The organism is Shewanella sp. c952, assembly GCF_019654975.1.
Lineage (GTDB): Bacteria > Pseudomonadota > Gammaproteobacteria > Enterobacterales > Shewanellaceae > Shewanella.
In genome coordinates, this window is sequence record NZ_BPEW01000012.1 from 64,243 (window position 1) to 82,037 (window position 17,795).

Consider the following 17,795-nt stretch of genomic DNA (forward strand, 5'->3'; position numbering starts at 1 on the left):
TCATTGAGCCCCTTCTAATTAACACTTATTAGGGTTACTTCTCCCTTTTCATTCACTTCAGCAATGTGGCCTTTTGGCTCCGTCATTAAGAACACGGTTAAAAACCCAACTAGCGCACTCACAGCAATGACATAGAAAAAGGTTTGTGTAGATACCATAGAGTAAACAGTTAAGAAAAATACAGCACCAACATTACCGTAAGCCCCAGTCATGCCTGCGATCTGTCCCGTTAAACGACGTTTAATAAGCGGCACAGCAGCAAATACAGCGCCCTCTCCTCCTTGCACAAAGAAAGAACATGCCATCACCATAATGACGGCTAAGGGTAATGCCCAATCAACATCAATCTGCGCAACGCCTAAGTAGCCTAGCGCTAAGCCTGCAGTTAATATTAACAATGTGGATTTGCGGCCAAAACGATCACTAAGCCATCCGCCACCTGGACGCGACATCAAGTTCATAAATGCATAAGAGGATGCAACTAATCCCGCCTGCGCTAGGCCTAAGTTAAACGTTTCAGCGAAGAACAGAGGCAACATTGACACGACTGCCAGTTCAGATCCAAATGTAGAGAAATACAACACGTTGAGTACCGCAACCTGTTTAAATTCATAGCGCTCAAATTCAGGAACTGTGCCGGTAAACACTTGCTTATTGACTTGATAGGTTTGATAAATATCGACGATTAAAACTAAGCAAAGTAACGCATAGATCCCATAAACAACTTGATGACTAAACATGCTCACTCCCGCAGGAGATAGCTTCCAACCCAACAGTGCGAGTGTGGCGTACATGGGTAATTTCATCACCAGTAAAAGTACAAAGTCGCCTTTACTGGTAACTTCAAGTGCACCTGCTTTTTTGGGTTTGAAATAAGTGGAACCTTTAGGTGTATCAGTCACATTGAAATAGTAAATAAATGCAAAAGCTAAACTCAACAGTCCCGTTAAAGCAATAGCGTAGCGCCATCCGTCAGCACCACCAAATGCAAGTGCAATCGCTGGCAGAGTAAAAGCGGCGGCGGCAGAACCAAAGTTACCCCAACCACCATATATCCCCTCGGCGGTGCCTAGCTCTTTTGCAGGAAACCATTCACTAACAATGCGGATCCCCACCACAAAACCCGCACCGATAAACCCGAGTAGGAAACGCGCGAGTGCCAACTGCTCAAACGTTGTCCCGAGTGCAAACATAAAACAGGGAATGGAGCAAAACCCCAACAACAATGAGTAAACCAGTCTTGGCCCATACTTATCGGTTACCATGCCTATCAGCACTCGGGCAGGGATAGTTAAAGCAACATTAAGAATAAGCAGTGTTTTTATCTGTGATTTGCTAAGGCCAATGCTATCTGCAATAACGCTCAGCAAAGGAGCAGCATTAAACCAAACCATAAAAGTGATAAAAAACGCCATCCAGCTCAAGTGCATCACTTTCATTTTTCCTGAAAATGAAAAAAGATTAAATCCAGTCTCAGCAATATTTTTGCTATTCATACTTCCCCCTCATCCTTAAGCGAGTAATCGCGCTAATATCTTGCCTGATTGACGTTTGATTTCATAAATATCAACGCTCAGCGTTTCATTTTCTAGACAACGACCAGTCGTTAGGCTGTAGTGTTGCTTATGTAGCGGTGAAGCAACAAATAACTCATTATCTAATTCACACAGCAGACCGCGTGATAGCACGCTCACACCCGTCGCTGGGTCGACATTATCAATCGCATAAATTCCCGCATCTCCAAGGTGGAAAACCGCCACAGGCTTACCTGCAACCCACGCAGCGACACCTCTTTTGGCCGGTAAAGCCTGCTCATCACAAATAGTTACCCAATTCATACCAACACCTCCTCTTCATCCAACTGCGTGATAGCAATATCACCTGCTGTTGATTGCTTATGATTAACCGCGCTGAACGTTTGCACCTCAGAACTGATAGGGAATTTTTGATCTCGCTGATATTGATACTGTTTTGTATCAATTAGAGGGTCATCATTAGGATTGATAAACTCGCTAAAACGCTGCAGAAAAGCATCATCTTGTAAGCTGGTTTTCCATTCACACTGATAATTGGCAACCACTTTGTGCATCTGACTTTCTAATTCATCCGCCAAGCCCAAAGCATCTTTAATCACCACAGATTGCAAATACTCAAGCCCGCCAGCTATCGACTCAAGCCACACCGACGTACGCTGTAATCGCGCAGCTGTCTTGCTATAAAACATGAGTATTCTGTCGATATAACTAACAAGTTGTTCAGTTGATAGATCGGTTGCAAAGAGGTCGCCATGTCTAGGCCGCATTCCTCCGTTACCGCAGACAAATAGATTCCAGCCCTTTTCTGTGGCGATAACACCGATATCTTTACTCTGCGCTTCAGCACATTCTCGAGTACAGCCAGAAACGGCAAACTTTATTTTGTGAGGTGCACGAAGGCCTTTGTATCGATTTTCTAGCGCAATCGCTAACCCTACAGAGTCTTGAACGCCGTAACGGCACCAGCTATTGCCTACACAAGATTTAACGGTGCGTAGTGATTTACCATAGGCGTGTCCTGTCTCAAAACCCACGGCAATTAGCTCTGACCAAATGGCTGGCAAGTCAGACAGTGCGGCACCAAACATGTCTATACGTTGGCCGCCGGTGATCTTGGTATAAAGATCATATCGTTTGGCAATCTGCCCCATAGCAATCAGTTTATCTGGGGTGATCTCGCCACCAGCAACTCTCGGCACCACTGAGTAACTACCATCTTTTTGTAGGTTACCCAGATATGCATCATTACTATCTTGAAGGGCTACGTGCTTTTCATTAAGCACATATTCATTTTCCAAGGTGGCAAAAATGGAAGCGGCAACGGGTTTACAAATATCACAGCCTAGTGCTAACTGAGAGGCGTCGTCTTTGGCATGAAGCTGATAAAGTTGCTCAAAATCACTGATATTTTCTACTTGGCATAGGTGAAATAAAGCTTGTCGATCGTAATCAAAGTGGCAACAGATCCCGGACTCTGTTTCTAAACCTTGTGCCAGCATGGTTTCATCAATTATCTGCTGCACCACAGCAGCGCAACCTCCACAACCAGACGCTGCTTTGGTGCAACTTTTTATCTCCGCGAGCTGATGCTTACCGGCAACAACTTGCTCAACAATGTCGGCTTTAGTCACTTGGTGACATGAACAAACAATCGCGTTGTCTTTTAGCGCTAGAGGCGCTGAATCATCAGCCATGAGTAATGTGACGGCGGGATCTTCTAATGCTTCTCCCGACAAGTATTGGCTAAGTAGATGACTGTACTCATCAACATTGCCTACCAATACTGCCCCTCGTAGATACTCCCCAGTCTCATCAAGCCAAAGCTTTTTATAAACCCCAGCTTGTATATCACTGAGTTCAACATATTGCGCATTCTCAAATCCACGGCTCTCGCCGATAGATGCCACATCAACCCCGAGCAGCTTTAACTTAGTGCTCATGTCTGCACCAGTGAACGTTATCTGCTCAGTTGTTGACGAGACTAATGAGTTATCAAGTAAATGCTTGGCTATTTGAGACACGGCAACTTTTGCCATTTGATAACCTGGAGCCACTAAGCCAAAGATCTGTTGTTGCCATAAGGCGCACTCTCCGATGGCGTACACATCCTTGGCGGAGGTAAGACAGCAGTCATCTATAACAATACCACCGCGGTCACCAATGCTGATGCCACTCTCTCTGGCTAATGCATCTTGAGGACGGATCCCTGCGGAAAATACAATCATATCGGTTTCTAAAAAACTGCCATCACTGAAATTAAGTCGATGCTGCGCTCGCTCACCATCAACTATCTCTTGTGTCGCCTTGCTTAAATGCACTCCAAGCCCTAGCGCTTCAATTTTTTGCTTTAAAAGTTCGCTACCTCTGTCGTTCAATTGCACTGACATCAACTGCGGCGCAAACTCAACCACATGAGTATCGAGTCCTAAAGCATTGAGAGCATTTGCCGCTTCAAGCCCCAATAAGCCGCCGCCGATGACTACGCCAGATTTAGCCGTGATTGCGGCCTGTTCAATCGCTTTTAAGTCATCAATAGTGCGGTAAACTAAACAATCGCGACGCTCATTGCCCTTTATCGGCGGGACAAAAGGAAATGAGCCCGTTGCCAATACAAGCTTGTCGTAAGAAACCGTCGTGCCATTCGCTAGTAACTGCTTATTCTGTTGGTCGATATTGCTTACCTGTTGACCTAAGTGTAAAGACACACCTTGCGCTGCATAGTCAGCTTGTGTCGCTAACATAAGGCTGTCAGCGCTACTGGTTTCGAAATACTTTGACAGTTGAACTCTATCGTACGCAGGTAAACTCTCTGCGCCATAAACCGTGACGTCATAATGCCGGTTTAGCTGTTGCTCACATAGCTGCTCTACAAAATGGTGACCAACCATGCCATTGCCCACTATCACTAACTTGGGTTTATCTATTCTCATGCTTTGCCCCTTTGTGTCTTAAATTATTTTTCCAACAAAAAGGCGCCAATCTCCCTGTAGGAGATGGCGCCTTTGCCAAAAAACTTCAAATTTTTAATTTCTAGTAAAAACTGATCAAAACAGCTGCTTAATTACTTATCTAAGGAGAAGCGAAGACTGTGCCAGAATTTCCCACCATTAAAAATAGCTGTCATCGTGTTGAATATATTGATTTTATTAGCGCTTTAACATTCAGCGTTACTTTCCTTTTAATTCACGTAGATGTCGTTTGCACCATTTTGGCTTGGGAGTGTTTATTTATGTGCAAACTAACGCAGCTGATTTTTACAAAGGCTTGCAGCACTGTCAGGTAGGCTTATTCTTTTCTCCATAGCTACTTGCTGGATAACTCTGTGGGCCGCTTGTTCAGACAGACCCGATTGTTGCAGCTCATGCTTGGCCAGCTGAATCCGTTTATCGTCCGCTAGAGAGTGTTCAAGTTCCACGACTTTATTGTGTAACAGATTAGCCGATTCAAAACGAATTTGTGCCAGTTGCACAACTTTTGCGAGGCGGGAAAAATCAAACTGCTGCGGTACGAAGGTAACTCGGCCACACTGCAACAGCGCAGATAATTGCCGCTCAGCAGCATTTGTGGCTGTTACGATTAAAGGCGCAGGTGCGAATGTCATCAGCCGCTCAACAAACTGCAAGTGCGAGGCCGTAATAGTGTCAACAACCATAAGCACAATATCAGTGGCATTGTTAAGTTCGAACCGCTCAAATTCAGATATTGATTTCAAACTAACTAAATTAAAATCATGACTCGCAGCATAATGTGTTAACCCGCTCGTTTCAGTAACCTCGACCAAACTTACTATGCGCATGCTTTGCCTCCTGAACCGATAGAGTCGGCATTTGGTTGACTGCGACCTTGTGTATTTAGCTGAGTAACACGCTTTATTGAAACGCTCTGGTGTCGCTGTTGCCAAAATGTCGTAGCCATTTTTTTAGCCACATCAATTTGAATACTGGAATCCAGCAACATCAGTATAGCCATCACATTTGTGATAACAGCAGCCTGTGCTCGTTCAGCCTCTGGGGAATCAAGGGCGTGACCGCCATTGTTATTGCTTGGAAAGGATAGTTTCAGCCAAAGCAGAGATAACCACGGAGGAGACAATTCTGAAGCATTTGCTTTACTGCCAATTAAGCCATCAAGCTGAGTCGGCAGATTGATTTGACGCTGGCCACTTAGCTGAAAAATATTAATCACCGCAGAGGTTCTAGGACTCAGTTCACACTCACCTTGGTAACCTTTAAATATGGCAACCTTGGATTGACGCAGTTGTGAATCACTTTCGGCCATTAAGCGGGCGACATTGAAGTGAATATCACCTAGCCCCGAGTGAAAATAACTTCTCAGACTAAGTGCTGCATTTGACGGGTTGATACAGCGAATAGCACTTTGAAACAGACTTCTAAGTCCGAGCTCTTTATGAATATCGCTGAATGATATAACAAGCCTAGACAGCTTATCGGCATTTACGTAACAGATCCCCGCAGACTTTAAAGCAGCATCAGCTTCTTCGGCAGTTGAAACAGAGTTAATTCCTAATATATTAACAAATTTTGCAATATGTTGCCGATGGGGTAATGCACTATCATCCCCATGCAATAAAATCCGATACCCCTGAAGCGCTAATAACTTGGCACTGAGTAACAGGTAAGGCAGTTGATCTCGCTTTGCGCCATAACAGGGCCAATCAATATCAACATCAAGCTGTTGCCAACCACCATCGACTGTCGTTCTTAGTGCCATTGCAGCGCCAGCGATCTCTTCAGCACTCTCCCCCTTAACCCGCATAAGCATTAGGGCGACACTTAACTGAGTAACACTAGCGTAATTATCATAAAAGCCACGAATAAGCTGGTAACTTTCAAGGAATGTCAATGAACGAGCGCTCTTCTTTCCCCGAGCAAGTGTTCTAATTAACTGCTTATACTCATTAGGCTCAGTGATATTAATGAAAGGCGTTTTACTACAATGACTATCCATATGCACACTCAAGTGGCAAGTTGTTAACCATTTGTCCAAGGTCAAGCTCACTCATGCAGTTAGCAAGTTGTTGTCCAATAGCGACAACCTCACCGACAATTAACAATGTAGGGCCATCAACCTTTATCGAATCTGCAACTTCAACCATCTCTTTAACTGTTGCTGTAGTTACCTGTTGATCCGTACGTCCACCATTAGAGATAAAAGCGACCGGCAATGACAGCTTCGCACCGGCCTTTAATAAACCGTGGGCGATAAATGCGGCTCTTTCCTTCCCCATATAAAACACCAAGGTACTTTTTGATGCCAGTAAACCGCTCCATTCAACAGCAGAGTCATCACAATTATGTCCAGTTACAAAAGTCACTGAACGAGACACTTTTCGGTGTGTCAACGGGATCCCTGCGCTCGCGGCGCAGCCTAAAGCAGCAGTGACTCCAGCGATAAATTCACTTTTAATGCCATGTTGAGCGAGAAAAAGCGCCTCTTCGGCCCCACGACCAAATACATTTGGATCGCCACCTTTAAGACGAATAACCACCTTACCTTGTTGGTTCAATTGAAGCAGTTTTAGGTTTATCTGTTCCTGAGTAGCACTAGGCTCACCAAAGCGTTTCCCCATATAATGCATTTCACAATCATCAGCGGCTAATTGTAAAATATCTTTACTAACCAAATTGTCATAAACGATTGCCTGAGCACTAATAATCGTCTGCGCCGCTTTAATAGTCAGCATATCAATCTCACCACAACCAGCTCCGACAATCGCAACCGAATTAGCGTCAGTCTCATCAACACTTCGCTTGTTTATACGACTCATGAGTGCAAAGAGTAAGCTGTGAGTCGGCATTTTGCTCTGGTAAGCCTTGTTATCCCTTGGCTCGAATTTATTGATGGCATTGAATTTCATTAAGCGACCTCCCTGTTTTGTCTCTGCTTTTGCGCGATCACAATATCGGCAATACCCTTAACTTGATTTAGGCAACTACCACATACCGCACTGCAGCGTAATTTTTGCTGCACTTTGTCAATCAGCGATAACGCATTATCAGCACCGGTTGCAAAATCTATATTCATCTGCAATTCAATATCATTTTGGGTCACCCCCGTGCAGGCGCACACAATTTGACTACGACCTGCGCGAAGTATTTGGTGCAATTTTTTAGTTGATCCCGCACTAAATGATTCATTTATCAGTGACTGAATGGCATTGCTATCAATATCTAACGGCTCAATGGCTGTGATTACGAGCGTTTTAAGACGCCCTTTGTTCACCATGCAAGTAATCAGTTTATGTTGATATTTCCACTGCATCACATGCCCATTCGTACTTAACTTTGATGGTGGGAACTGTGTGTTTTCAACCTCTGTCAGCGACAGACTAAAAGCTATATTTGCCGCGACGTGACGGCAAACCCCACCTTGAAGCTGCTGCTTTACATCCCAGCAAAGCAATTCGGGATCAACGACAGATTGTCCCCACTCCGTTCCCTGTTCCACCACTTGTACCGGTTTGATTTCTACCCATTGATTCTTAAATCCAGGTTGTTTTGAGTGGGGATCTACCGCTACTGAAAGCACATTATTAACGCCGCCACTCTTGCTGAATTGTGATGACCAATGCATAGATAAAAAAGCACTATCACTAAGCAATGACGGCTCAACGGCGGCCCTAGCAATCAAGGGATTAGCTTGGTTCCCAGTGACAATTGCAACTAACTCTCCCTCTAGCAAACCGTGTTTAGTCAGTGTTGATTGATCAAGCTTTAATTCAGGCTGGTATTCTGCAGCAGCCAACTTGGCTATATGGCCAGTCTTGGTCATCGTATGCCACTGATCTCGACTACGACCACTGTTTAGTCGAACTTTATTTATATTTGACGCTGTATTATCAAGCAGGTGTGATGTAATAACTGCAGTAAATGGCGTTGCAACAAACTGCGCCTTACCTGTTGTAGTCGCAAATAGCCCATCACTAAAGAGACGTAAATTCTTTTGCCCCATTGCTTCAACATCATTGATTGGCCATTGAGTTGGCACGAGGCGTTCATATTGTTGCGCTGTTAAATCCGCTAACCCAGCAATTGAGAACTGCTTATGCGGAAAACTTTGCTTTACCCTTGCACTTAACTGCGCGTATTCCTTAAACACATCGGCGCTGCTTTTAAAGTCAAATTCCTTGCTAAAACCCAGCGCATTGGCAACTTCACACAATGCCCACCAATCAGCCTTAGAATCACCTTGAGGTTGAACAAAACGTCGTTGACGACTAATCGTGCGTTCACTATTGGTAACAGTGCCCGATTTCTCTGACCAACCCTGGGCTGGCAACAGGATATCAGCGTACTGAGCAGTATCGGTATCAGCAGTAATGTCAGATACCACAACAAATTCACACTCAGTGAGTGCTTGCTTGACTAATGCCGTATCTGGTAGAGAAACGACGGGATTAGTACCTAAAATCCACACAGCTTTTATCTCACCGCTTGCCATCGCTGCGAAGATCTCCGTCGCGGTTTTTCCTTTTGACTTTGGCAATCTATCAGTGTGCCAATAGTTAGCGACTAACTGGCGCTCCTGCTTAGAAAAACCGAGGTGACACGCAAGTTGGGTAGCAAGGCCTCCGACTTCACGCCCTCCCATAGCATTTGGTTGACCAGTTAGAGATAGTGGTCCACTGCCAGCTTGCCCAATATCCCCTAATGCCAAATGGCAATTAATAATCGCATTACTGGTATTGGTGCCTAAAATAGACTGATTGACGCCTTGGCTACTGGCGGTAACCACTCTATTACTTTGCTGATACAAGGCGTAAAATTCAGCGATTGTTTCCGGATGAAGCCCTGTATGAAGGGCTATATCGATAACGCTACCAGCGCTTTCTTGCGCCATTTTTAGTGCTTGCTCAAACCCTTCTGTACTTTGCTCTATGTATTTATCGTTACAGTTTTTATCACTTGCGATGGCACAAAATAATCCATTGAATAGTTGTAGATCTGAGCCTGGAATGAGCTGAAGATGAAGATCGGCCTGGGAAGCTGTCGCCGTAACACGCGGGTCGATAACCACCAGCTTAGTGCCATGTTCAACTCTTGCTGCCAATATTTTTTTAAACAGAACCGGATGTGTCCAAGCAGTATTTGCACCGACTAGAACAACAACATCTGCAAGCTGAAGATCTTCATAGCAACCAGGAACGACGTCTTCACCAAAGGCTCGCATATGGGCGCTCACTGCGGAAGACATGCATAACCTAGAATTAGTATCCACATTTGCACTACCAATAAAGCCTTTAGCTAATTTATTAGCAACATAATAATCTTCCGTAAGCAGCTGGCCAGATAGGTAAAATGCAACAGAATCTGGTCCATGCTTATCAATTGTACTTTTAAATTTATTCGCGACTTCTGATATCGCCTTAGACCAGCTTATATCTTCATATTCACCGACCGCTTTTTTCATACGTGGGTATAGCAGTTTATTGGGAAGGTTTAAGCTATCTAATAGTGCCAAGCCTTTCCCACACAGATCACCACTGTTTGCAGAGTGATCCATGTCCCCAGCAAGAGTCAGAAAATCGCGGTCTGAAGCATGAAAGGCTTGATCATTGAACCTGTTCTCAACCTTAATCCCGCAACCAACACCACAATATGCACAGGTTGTTTTACAGCTTGGCATGACTAGCTTCCCTTTAATTTGCTCTGCTTGTGATATCGCAAATCTCATGCCACAAATTAAAACACTGTTTTTAATGCATATTTTTAAAATTATAGCTTTTTGTCTTGTGAGCATGTGCTACAACGGGGCAAAGGTACGCACCGAAATCACGCAAGCCATTGATAAATATAAAGGAGAGTACCTACAAGGAGGTATTTGGCGGATGCTAAAAATGAGCCATTTAGTCGCTAATAGTCATAAGGAGCAAAATTCAGGCACAAAAAAACCAGCTATTAGCTGGTTTTTATCGGTAACAGATTAAGTTACTTAAGTACTGACTCTGCAGTACGACCGTCGTCATGACAGCTGTCACAAGTTGGCTTATCACCGACGTTCATTTCATGTGGTGCGTGACAATCTGCACACATTAGCATGCCATCGTGTGGTTGATGCACTGCGTCCATCTCTTCTAGCGTACCGTGACAAGATTGGCACTGCTCAAATTCGTATTCGCCATCTGCAGATGGAGAACCGTCAGCGTGACACGCTTCACAACCATCCATTTCTGCATGCATTTCAGCCAACTCTTGGCCTTCAGCAAAAACAGAAGGAGATAACGCTAATGCTGCGATTGCCGCACCAAAAATTGCACTTAGTAGTTTTTTGCTCACAATTGTATCCTCATTTGATGTTCGCATAGTGGAAACTTTATAAGTAAGTTTCGTTTCCATCTTGCGATCAATATTATTAGCACGACTAAGCTTAATTTAGCTAAGCATTAGCTAATTCGCAACTAATTTAGTTTGAAGATCATAACATTGTGATTATTAGCAAAACGTGCGCTCCATCAAACTATGCCACTCAGTCGAGGCATAGAATGTAATATGGCGGCATTTATCACCTTGATTTAGACTAATAAAAACACAATCCGTATCAGCTAGACCCGCACTGTGTTTTATTAGTTAGCGCTGAATTAACTCGCGCGAAGTGCTGCGATACGCTTCTCAAGTGGCGGATGGCTCATCATCAATTCGGCCATTGATTTTTTACCGTTAATACCAAGAGCTGACATCGATGCCGGCATAGCGCCTGTTTCAGGGCCCTGCTTTAATCTATCAAGCGCTGCAATCATCTTATCTTTGCCCGCTAAGCGTGCACCACCTTCATCTGCTTTAAACTCACGAATACGAGAGAAGTAGGCAACGATCATTGAAGCAAGAATACCGAAAAGCATATCAAGTACGAAGACAACTGCCATATAAGCAAACATGCCTAGACCTTCGCCCTCTTCATCGTTACTTGCAACAAAGTTATTGATGATGCCAGCAACGACGCGAGCTGCAAATATAACAAAGGTATTCACGACACCTTGGATAAGCGTCAACGTAACCATATCGCCGTTAGCCACATGGCTAACTTCATGGGCAAGTACCGCTTCGATTTCATCATGGTTCATGCCATAAAGCAGACCGCTACTCACTGCTACTAAGGAGTTATTTTTACTCGGTCCTGTAGCAAAAGCATTGAACTCTTGCGATTGGTAGATAGCAACTTCTGGCATTTTGATACCAGCTTGCTCAGCTTGACGTGCAACGGTTTCAACTAACCAACGCTCAGTGTTGTCGCGAGGGGTAGTGATAACTTCACAGCCCATGGTCTTTTTTGCCATCCACTTAGAGATAGCCAAACTGATAAATGCACCACCAAAACCGAATATTGCAGCAAAAACTAACAAGCCACTCATGGTTGATGTGTTAACACCTAAAATAGACATCACGATTGATGCCACTAGTAAGATCGCCATATTAGTAGCAATCAGTAAAAATATACGCTTCATTTAAGCTCCTGTAGGATCGAAATAATCCTGATAAACATTCTTAAAGACATAATATGTCCCAAATTGTTTTTTTCAAGGGGGAACTGAGTAAAAAACAATACGACCGCTTTAATTCTAGCCCAGTCGCTTTCTTTATCAGGTTGGGTGATTTTATGCAGTTTTCATTAATCTAATCTTAATTCGAGTCGAAATTGACATAGATACAGATTAATCTTTTTTAACAGGAAGATAGCCCTAACAAAAGTGGGTGAATTTACCTCATTTGTTAGGGTTACTGATATGAAGGTTGTTAAGGGTTAAGACAGTAGTGCTACATCAAGATGTTTAGCAGCGTTGTTTGCAGTAGCATTTTCAAGATGAGGGATATGGCCAAGAAACGGTGCAGAGATCATCTGTTGCAGTGATGCTAAGTTTTGTTGCTGATTTTTCATTGTTGAATCGATTTGATTGCTTACCCAGCCAGCGATAACAAGACCATCTAGCTCAATTGCTTCTACCGTTAATAAAGCATGGTTGAGACAACCCAACTTCATACCTACTACCAAAATAACCGGCAAATTCATAGCTTGAACGACTTCAGACATATAATGCCCATCACCTAACGGTAAACGCCAGCCACCCGCACCTTCAACAACAACAAAATCTGCACCTAAATGCTGCGCCATATTGAGTTGTGCTTGGATGCGTGTAGGAGTCAAAGTCACATTTTGTTCGGCTGCTGCGATATGCGGTGCAATAGCAGGCGCAAATGCAAAAGGATTGATGTCATCATAAGGCAGCTTAATGCTAGATGCAGCCATCAATGCAAGAGCATCACCATTCCTTAATCCCTGCTCCGTTCTCTCACAACCGGAGGCCACAGGCTTAAACCCTACCGTTTCACCAGCTACTGCGGTTAATAACGCTGATGACACTAATGTTTTGCCGCAATCAGTGTCGGTACCAGTCACAAAATAAGTCATGCATACTCCAAGGTTTCAGCCTTTATTAACGCGTCTTTGTCGCTTTGATAAAACTGATATGATAAGTCAAAGGCAGCCCCTCAGGGGCGCGGCTTAACTCTGCCTTATTAACTAATTTTTGCCAATCACCTCGCCCTCTCAGTGTGACGTGGCGTTGATTTAGCTGATGTTTAGGATCAACAGTTGATGCCCCTACTCCTTTAATCGACAGCAATAGCGACTTGAAATTAGCAAAGTAAACTGTGATTGCACGAGTCTCAATATGGACATCGTGCCATAGCTTTAGATCAAAACAGCGCTTGATAACTTGTTCACTGTTAAAACTGTTAACGTTTAAGCCTAAATCGGCCAATTGACACAGGCTGTTCTCGCTAACAATACTGGCATTAAACTCACCACCAACTTTCAGTACCCGATTAGCTTCGCTTATTGCGCCACCCAAGTTACTGCACCATTGCAACGCAATATTAGAATAAATGGTATCAATAGAGTCACAAAGCAAAGGCAGATTGTGCGCGTCACCGCATAGGGCATGATGCGCAGGAAAGTCCGTTGTAAAGGTATTGAGCATCCCCTGAGCGATATCAACGCCGATAACTTCATTTACAGTTTCAAATTGACTAAAAGATGTCCCAGGACCACAACCAAGGTCGAGTAATCGAGCAGATGGTGACATCTGTTCTAATAGCTGCTTAGCGGTAATACGCTGTAAAACATCATGAGAATGGTATGACGATGCCGCTGCAGAAAATCGATTTGCAACATTAGTCGTTAATTGCTCTTCCCCGGTATTCACGTTATGGGATCCTATACGCTATGGGAGTTTATAATCATGCGGTTAAACAAGACCACTACTGGTCTTGTAAAATACCTGCAAGTACGGCAACAAACGCGTGGATATCCTCTTCACAATGCTCTGCTGTTAACGTCACTCTTAATCTTGCACTTCCTTGAGCAACTGTCGGAGGTCTAATTGCACCAACCCAAAAACCGTGTTCTTTTAGCCTTTTAGCAATGGCCAGTGTCCTAGCACTATCACCGATAATAATAGGTTGTATTGCTGTGGTTGAACCGGTTAAAACAATATTTGCAGCCTCACAGCTAGCAATAAAAGTGACTACGTTAGCCTGCAACTTTTGATTCAGTTGCGGCGTAGTCATAATGGTATTGATAGATGCCGTCACTGCGGCGGCGTTTGCCGGTGAAAGTGCTGTCGAATAGATATACTGGCGCGCATTTGCCACTAGGTAGTTAATCAAATCCCGGCTGCCAAGTATCGCTGCGCCCTGTCCGCCTAAAGCTTTCCCAAATGTAACCACTTGCGCATCGATATGAATGCCCTCGGCCACTGCGGAGGCGCCCATGCCATTATCTCCGATAACGCCAAAGCCGTGGGCATCATCAACGATGAACCAAGCTCCTTGTTGTTGACACAATGCCGATAGTTCTGCCAGCGGTGCTACATCACCGTCCATACTAAAAACACTTTCAGTGATCACAGCGCATGGAGCGTGGCGTTCAACATTTTGAGTGGCTGAGGCAACATCATTATGGATAAATCGTTTTAGTGTCGCACCACTATCTTGCAAGCCATCAATCACAGATGCGTGCACCAACTTGTCAGTGAGCACCCTATCGGAGTCATTAAACAAGGTTTTCATCAAGGCATGATTTGCTGTAAAGCCAGAACAAAAAAGCAGTGCTGCTTCATGACCTGTCGCGTTACACAATGCCTGTTCAAGCTGCTGGTGTGCCTGATTATATCCAATGACTAAAGGCGAAGAAGCACCACCAGCACCAAAATCTTTTGCACCGCTATACAGGGCTTCAATTACATTTGGATCTCTAGACAGTCCTAAATAATCGTTACTGCTAAAGTTAATATAGGGTAAGTCATCGACTTCAAAACAGCTGGCGTGTTCAGGGTCAAGCATAACTTTAACCCGTTTTCTTAACAGCCCTTTGTCTGCCAAAGACCGATTAGCCTCTACCACCCTATCGTGAAGCGGCTGTAATTTTTTCGTGGCGACATCAGACATAACATTACTCAATATGAGAGCGAGACTTAATTACCGTTAGCAGCCATCGCTGTTAACGGTATATTTCTGTTAAAGCAGTTTCTAAACTAATTCGCTTAGGTATTTACAATGCACCAGCATCATAAAAAGCGGAAGCTTTCTTATCTTGCTGCGCGGCCGCTTTAGCAAGCATAGCTTCATCTTGCTCTTTGGTCGCAGCAATACCCTGCTCAGGGTGTAATCCTAGACGTCTAAACAAACTCATGTCGTCGTTTTCTTCTGGGTTAGGTGTGGTTAACAGTTTGCAACCATAAAAGATTGAATTAGCCCCGGCAAAGAAACACATCGCTTGCAATTCATCGGTCATATTCTCACGACCTGCCGACAACCGTACTCGCGATTTAGGCATGATAATCCGCGCAACGGCAATCGTTCTTACAAACTCAAGCGGATCTAAATCATCAATCTTTTCAAATGGTGTGCCTTCCACTTTAACCAGCATGTTAATCGGTACTGAATCCGGGTGTTTCTCAAGGTTGGCTAACTGTTGCAGTAGACCCGCTCTATCCGTTGCTTGCTCGCCCATACCCACAATACCACCTGAACAAACTTTCATGCCTGAAGCACGAACGTTAGACAAAGTATCGAGTCGGTTTTGATAGGTACGTGTTGTAATTACATCACCATAATACTCTGGTGAAGTATCTAAGTTATGGTTGTAATAATCGAGTCCTGCATCAGCGAGTTCGCTAGCTTGATCGGCAGAGAGCATACCTAAAGTCATGCACGTTTCCATGCCCAGAGATTTAACCTCTTCGACCATGGTTTTTAGGTATGGCATGTCACGCTCTTTAGGGTTACGCCATGCGGCCCCCATACAAAAGCGCGAAGCGCCAGCGGCCTTTGCACTACGGGCTTCAGTTAACACGGTTTCCATTGCTAACAAGCGTTCTTTTTCAAGGCCCGTATCATAACGGGCACTTTGCGGGCAGTATTTGCAATCTTCAGGGCAAGCGCCAGTTTTAATCGAGAGTAAGCGACTGATCTGCACTTCGTTAGGATCGAACTCTTGGCGATGTACGCTGTGGGCTTGAAACAACAGATCATTCATCGGTAACGCAAATAAGGCTTCAATCTCATCGCGGTTCCAGTTATTTCTCACTTGTACATCTGACATCTCTTTTTCCTTTTCTAGCTCACACTAGTTGCAAAATCATGCTTTTTAATCGACGCGTGCATTTTGTTAACGAAAACGGAGTAGATAAAGCTATTACTGACTGTTTACGCTTATAAAATAAACCTTTATAAACAGCCTGTTAACGTATTTACATTGCGTGATTTAATTAATATTTATCTTGCCTAGGATACCTGTAAGCCTTAACCTGTCAATGCCAATCAGCTCAGAAGGTTTACTAGCGGTTATTTTATGAACACACAAAAGCAAATCAGTAATCAGTTTATCGATTTAGATTTCGATGCAAAACATCTATGGCACCCTTACACCTCGATGAATAATGCATTGCCCACCTATGGTGTAGTGAGCGCTGAAGGTGTTGAGTTAACATTAAACAGTGGCGCCAAACTGATTGATGGCACCAGCTCCTGGTGGGCATGTGTTCATGGTTACAGCCACCCTAAAATTGTCACTGCGATGCAGCAACAAACAGCACAACTTAGCCATGTGATGTTTGGTGGGATCACTCATCGACCTGCTGTCGAGCTAGCAAGAATGCTTGTCGACATGACAAGTGAGCGCCTAACCAAAGTGTTTCTCGCTGATTCAGGTTCCATTGCTGTCGAAGTCGCGATGAAGATGGCGTTGCAATATTGGCAAGGGCGAGATAAACCCAACAAACAAAAGATCCTGACGGTGAAAAGCGGTTATCACGGCGATACATTTGCCGCCATGAGCGTGTGCGATCCCGAGGGAGGCATGCACACTATGTTTGGTGAACTCGTCACAGAGCAACTGTTTGCGCCAGAGCCAAAGACGCGTTTTGTCGAAAACTTCGATGCAGAAGAGCTTCTTACTATTAGCAGCATGTTTGAAGATAACCATCAACATATTGCCGCAGTGCTTATTGAACCTATTATGCAGGGTGCAGGCGGAATGCGCTTTTACCACCCAGAGTATTTGAGCGCACTGCGAAAATTATGTGACAAATATGATGTGTTATTGATTCTAGATGAGATTGCAACTGGCTTTGGCCGTACCGGCAAGCTCTTTGGTTATGAGCATGCTAACGTCGAAGCGGATATATTATGCTTAGGTAAAGCACTTACTGGTGGTTATATCTCACTGGCAGCAACGATGTGTAGTGATGAAGTAGCAAAAGGTGTGAGTGATTCTCCAGCAGGTGTTTTCATGCATGGACCAACATTCATGGGTAACCCACTAGCCTGCACAGCAGCCATTGCGAGCCTTGAGCTTATTAACGAACAACACTGGCAAACACAAGTTGCCAATATTGAATCTCAAATGAAAGTAGAGCTTGCAGATGCCGTTAACTACACCAATGTTGTTGATGTTAGGGTACTTGGCGCTGTTGGCGTATTAGAGATGAGTTCGACCTTAAACACCGCAGAGCTTCAACAACAGTTTGTTGATCTCGGAGTATGGATAAGACCCTTCTCAAACCTTATCTATATTATGCCCCCCTACACTATATCAAGTGAACAATTGACCCGATTAACCCGTGCCATGAAAACCGTTGCAAGCCAAATATCACTGCCGGAAAATGACACCAGCTTTATCAGCCACGGTTAGAAAAGCAGACGCTATAACTCGGTAATCGCAAAGGTATTCACATCTTGGCGG

Annotated in this window: 15 protein-coding genes; 2 read left to right on the plus strand and 13 right to left on the minus strand. The window is 44.2% G+C overall.

The window, feature by feature from the left end; genetic code table 11:
* Window positions 1–14: 14 nt before the first annotated feature.
* The 7 genes from K5R16_RS10435 to K5R16_RS10465 all read right to left on the minus strand — a co-directional run bounded on the left by K5R16_RS10435 (window position 15) and on the right by K5R16_RS10465 (window position 10,229).
* On the minus strand, window positions 15–1,496 hold the full coding sequence (locus tag K5R16_RS10435) for a NarK family nitrate/nitrite MFS transporter (RefSeq protein ID WP_374758392.1): 1,482 nt from the start codon (window positions 1,494–1,496) through the stop codon (window positions 15–17).
* A 15-nt stretch (window positions 1,497–1,511) separates the two neighbouring features.
* The gene (gene nirD / locus K5R16_RS10440; protein ID WP_220737498.1) at window positions 1,512–1,838 is read right to left on the minus strand and encodes a nitrite reductase small subunit NirD; all 327 of its coding nucleotides are present in this window, start codon (window positions 1,836–1,838) and stop codon (window positions 1,512–1,514) included.
* On the minus strand, window positions 1,835–4,465 hold the full coding sequence (nirB, locus tag K5R16_RS10445) for a nitrite reductase large subunit NirB (RefSeq protein WP_220737499.1): 2,631 nt from the start codon (window positions 4,463–4,465) through the stop codon (window positions 1,835–1,837). Before nirB ends, nirD begins: the two co-directional genes overlap by 4 nt.
* Window positions 4,466–4,773: 308 nt before the next feature.
* Complete coding sequence (locus K5R16_RS10450; RefSeq protein WP_220737500.1) at window positions 4,774–5,331, minus strand: ANTAR domain-containing response regulator; 558 nt, start codon at window positions 5,329–5,331, stop codon at window positions 4,774–4,776.
* Complete coding sequence (locus tag K5R16_RS10455; protein ID WP_220737501.1) at window positions 5,322–6,503, minus strand: glycosyl transferase; 1,182 nt, start codon at window positions 6,501–6,503, stop codon at window positions 5,322–5,324. The genes K5R16_RS10450 and K5R16_RS10455 overlap by 10 nt, the downstream gene beginning before the upstream one ends.
* Window positions 6,496–7,413 carry a uroporphyrinogen-III C-methyltransferase gene (cobA, locus tag K5R16_RS10460; RefSeq protein ID WP_259649837.1) on the minus strand — a complete coding sequence of 306 codons (918 nt, stop codon included), beginning with the start codon at window positions 7,411–7,413 and terminating at the stop codon, window positions 6,496–6,498. The genes K5R16_RS10455 and cobA overlap by 8 nt, the downstream gene beginning before the upstream one ends.
* The gene (locus K5R16_RS10465; RefSeq protein WP_308440811.1) at window positions 7,413–10,229 is read right to left on the minus strand and encodes a molybdopterin-dependent oxidoreductase; all 2,817 of its coding nucleotides are present in this window, start codon (window positions 10,227–10,229) and stop codon (window positions 7,413–7,415) included. The genes cobA and K5R16_RS10465 overlap by 1 nt, the downstream gene beginning before the upstream one ends.
* Here K5R16_RS10465 and K5R16_RS10470 point away from each other — a divergent pair.
* Entirely contained in the window at window positions 10,111–10,482 is a 372-nt protein-coding gene (locus K5R16_RS10470; RefSeq protein ID WP_220737544.1) for a hypothetical protein, read from the plus strand. The genes K5R16_RS10465 and K5R16_RS10470 overlap by 119 nt on opposite strands.
* Before the next feature lies 1 nt (window position 10,483).
* Here K5R16_RS10470 and K5R16_RS10475 read toward each other — a convergent pair whose 3' ends face one another.
* The 6 genes from K5R16_RS10475 to bioB form a co-directional block, all read right to left on the minus strand.
* Window positions 10,484–10,831: a cytochrome c3 family protein gene (locus K5R16_RS10475; RefSeq protein ID WP_220737503.1), complete on the minus strand. Its 348-nt coding sequence runs from the start codon at window positions 10,829–10,831 to the stop codon at window positions 10,484–10,486.
* Window positions 10,832–11,133: 302 nt separating this feature from the next.
* The gene (gene htpX, locus K5R16_RS10480; protein ID WP_220737504.1) at window positions 11,134–11,997 is read right to left on the minus strand and encodes a protease HtpX; all 864 of its coding nucleotides are present in this window, start codon (window positions 11,995–11,997) and stop codon (window positions 11,134–11,136) included.
* A 296-nt stretch (window positions 11,998–12,293) separates the two neighbouring features.
* On the minus strand, window positions 12,294–12,959 hold the full coding sequence (bioD, locus tag K5R16_RS10485; RefSeq protein WP_220737505.1) for a dethiobiotin synthase: 666 nt from the start codon (window positions 12,957–12,959) through the stop codon (window positions 12,294–12,296).
* Window positions 12,960–12,984: 25 nt separating this feature from the next.
* Window positions 12,985–13,755, minus strand: a complete 771-nt coding sequence (locus K5R16_RS10490; RefSeq protein ID WP_220737506.1) for a methyltransferase domain-containing protein — start codon at window positions 13,753–13,755, stop codon at window positions 12,985–12,987.
* A 55-nt stretch (window positions 13,756–13,810) separates the two neighbouring features.
* A complete protein-coding gene (locus K5R16_RS10495) occupies window positions 13,811–14,998 on the minus strand; it encodes an 8-amino-7-oxononanoate synthase (protein ID WP_220737507.1) in 1,188 nt (395 codons plus the stop codon).
* Between the two features lie 103 nt (window positions 14,999–15,101).
* Window positions 15,102–16,154, minus strand: a complete 1,053-nt coding sequence (bioB, locus tag K5R16_RS10500; RefSeq protein WP_220737508.1) for a biotin synthase BioB — start codon at window positions 16,152–16,154, stop codon at window positions 15,102–15,104.
* 249 nt (window positions 16,155–16,403) lie between these two features.
* On the opposite strand from bioB, the gene bioA reads away from it, so the two are divergent.
* Window positions 16,404–17,744: an adenosylmethionine--8-amino-7-oxononanoate transaminase gene (gene bioA, locus K5R16_RS10505; protein ID WP_220737509.1), complete on the plus strand. Its 1,341-nt coding sequence runs from the start codon at window positions 16,404–16,406 to the stop codon at window positions 17,742–17,744.
* Window positions 17,745–17,795: the final 51 nt, after the last annotated feature.

Excerpts from the sequence above, each read along its gene's own strand:
- K5R16_RS10450 (WP_220737500.1), bottom strand. The coding sequence starts at position 5,331 with ATGCGCATAGTAAGTTTGGTCGAGGTTACTGAAACGAGCGGGTTAACA.
- cobA (WP_259649837.1), bottom strand. The coding sequence starts at position 7,413 with ATGAAATTCAATGCCATCAATAAATTCGAGCCAAGGGATAACAAGGCT.
- bioD (WP_220737505.1), bottom strand. The coding sequence starts at position 12,959 with ATGACTTATTTTGTGACTGGTACCGACACTGATTGCGGCAAAACATTA.
- htpX (WP_220737504.1), bottom strand. The coding sequence starts at position 11,997 with ATGAAGCGTATATTTTTACTGATTGCTACTAATATGGCGATCTTACTA.
- bioA (WP_220737509.1), top strand. The coding sequence starts at position 16,404 with ATGAACACACAAAAGCAAATCAGTAATCAGTTTATCGATTTAGATTTC.
- K5R16_RS10435 (WP_374758392.1), bottom strand. The coding sequence starts at position 1,496 with ATGAATAGCAAAAATATTGCTGAGACTGGATTTAATCTTTTTTCATTT.
- K5R16_RS10455 (WP_220737501.1), bottom strand. The coding sequence starts at position 6,503 with ATGGATAGTCATTGTAGTAAAACGCCTTTCATTAATATCACTGAGCCT.
- nirD (WP_220737498.1), bottom strand. The coding sequence starts at position 1,838 with ATGAATTGGGTAACTATTTGTGATGAGCAGGCTTTACCGGCCAAAAGA.
- K5R16_RS10465 (WP_308440811.1), bottom strand. The coding sequence starts at position 10,229 with ATGAGATTTGCGATATCACAAGCAGAGCAAATTAAAGGGAAGCTAGTC.
- K5R16_RS10495 (WP_220737507.1), bottom strand. The coding sequence starts at position 14,998 with ATGTCTGATGTCGCCACGAAAAAATTACAGCCGCTTCACGATAGGGTG.
- bioB (WP_220737508.1), bottom strand. The coding sequence starts at position 16,154 with ATGTCAGATGTACAAGTGAGAAATAACTGGAACCGCGATGAGATTGAA.
- nirB (WP_220737499.1), bottom strand. The coding sequence starts at position 4,465 with ATGAGAATAGATAAACCCAAGTTAGTGATAGTGGGCAATGGCATGGTT.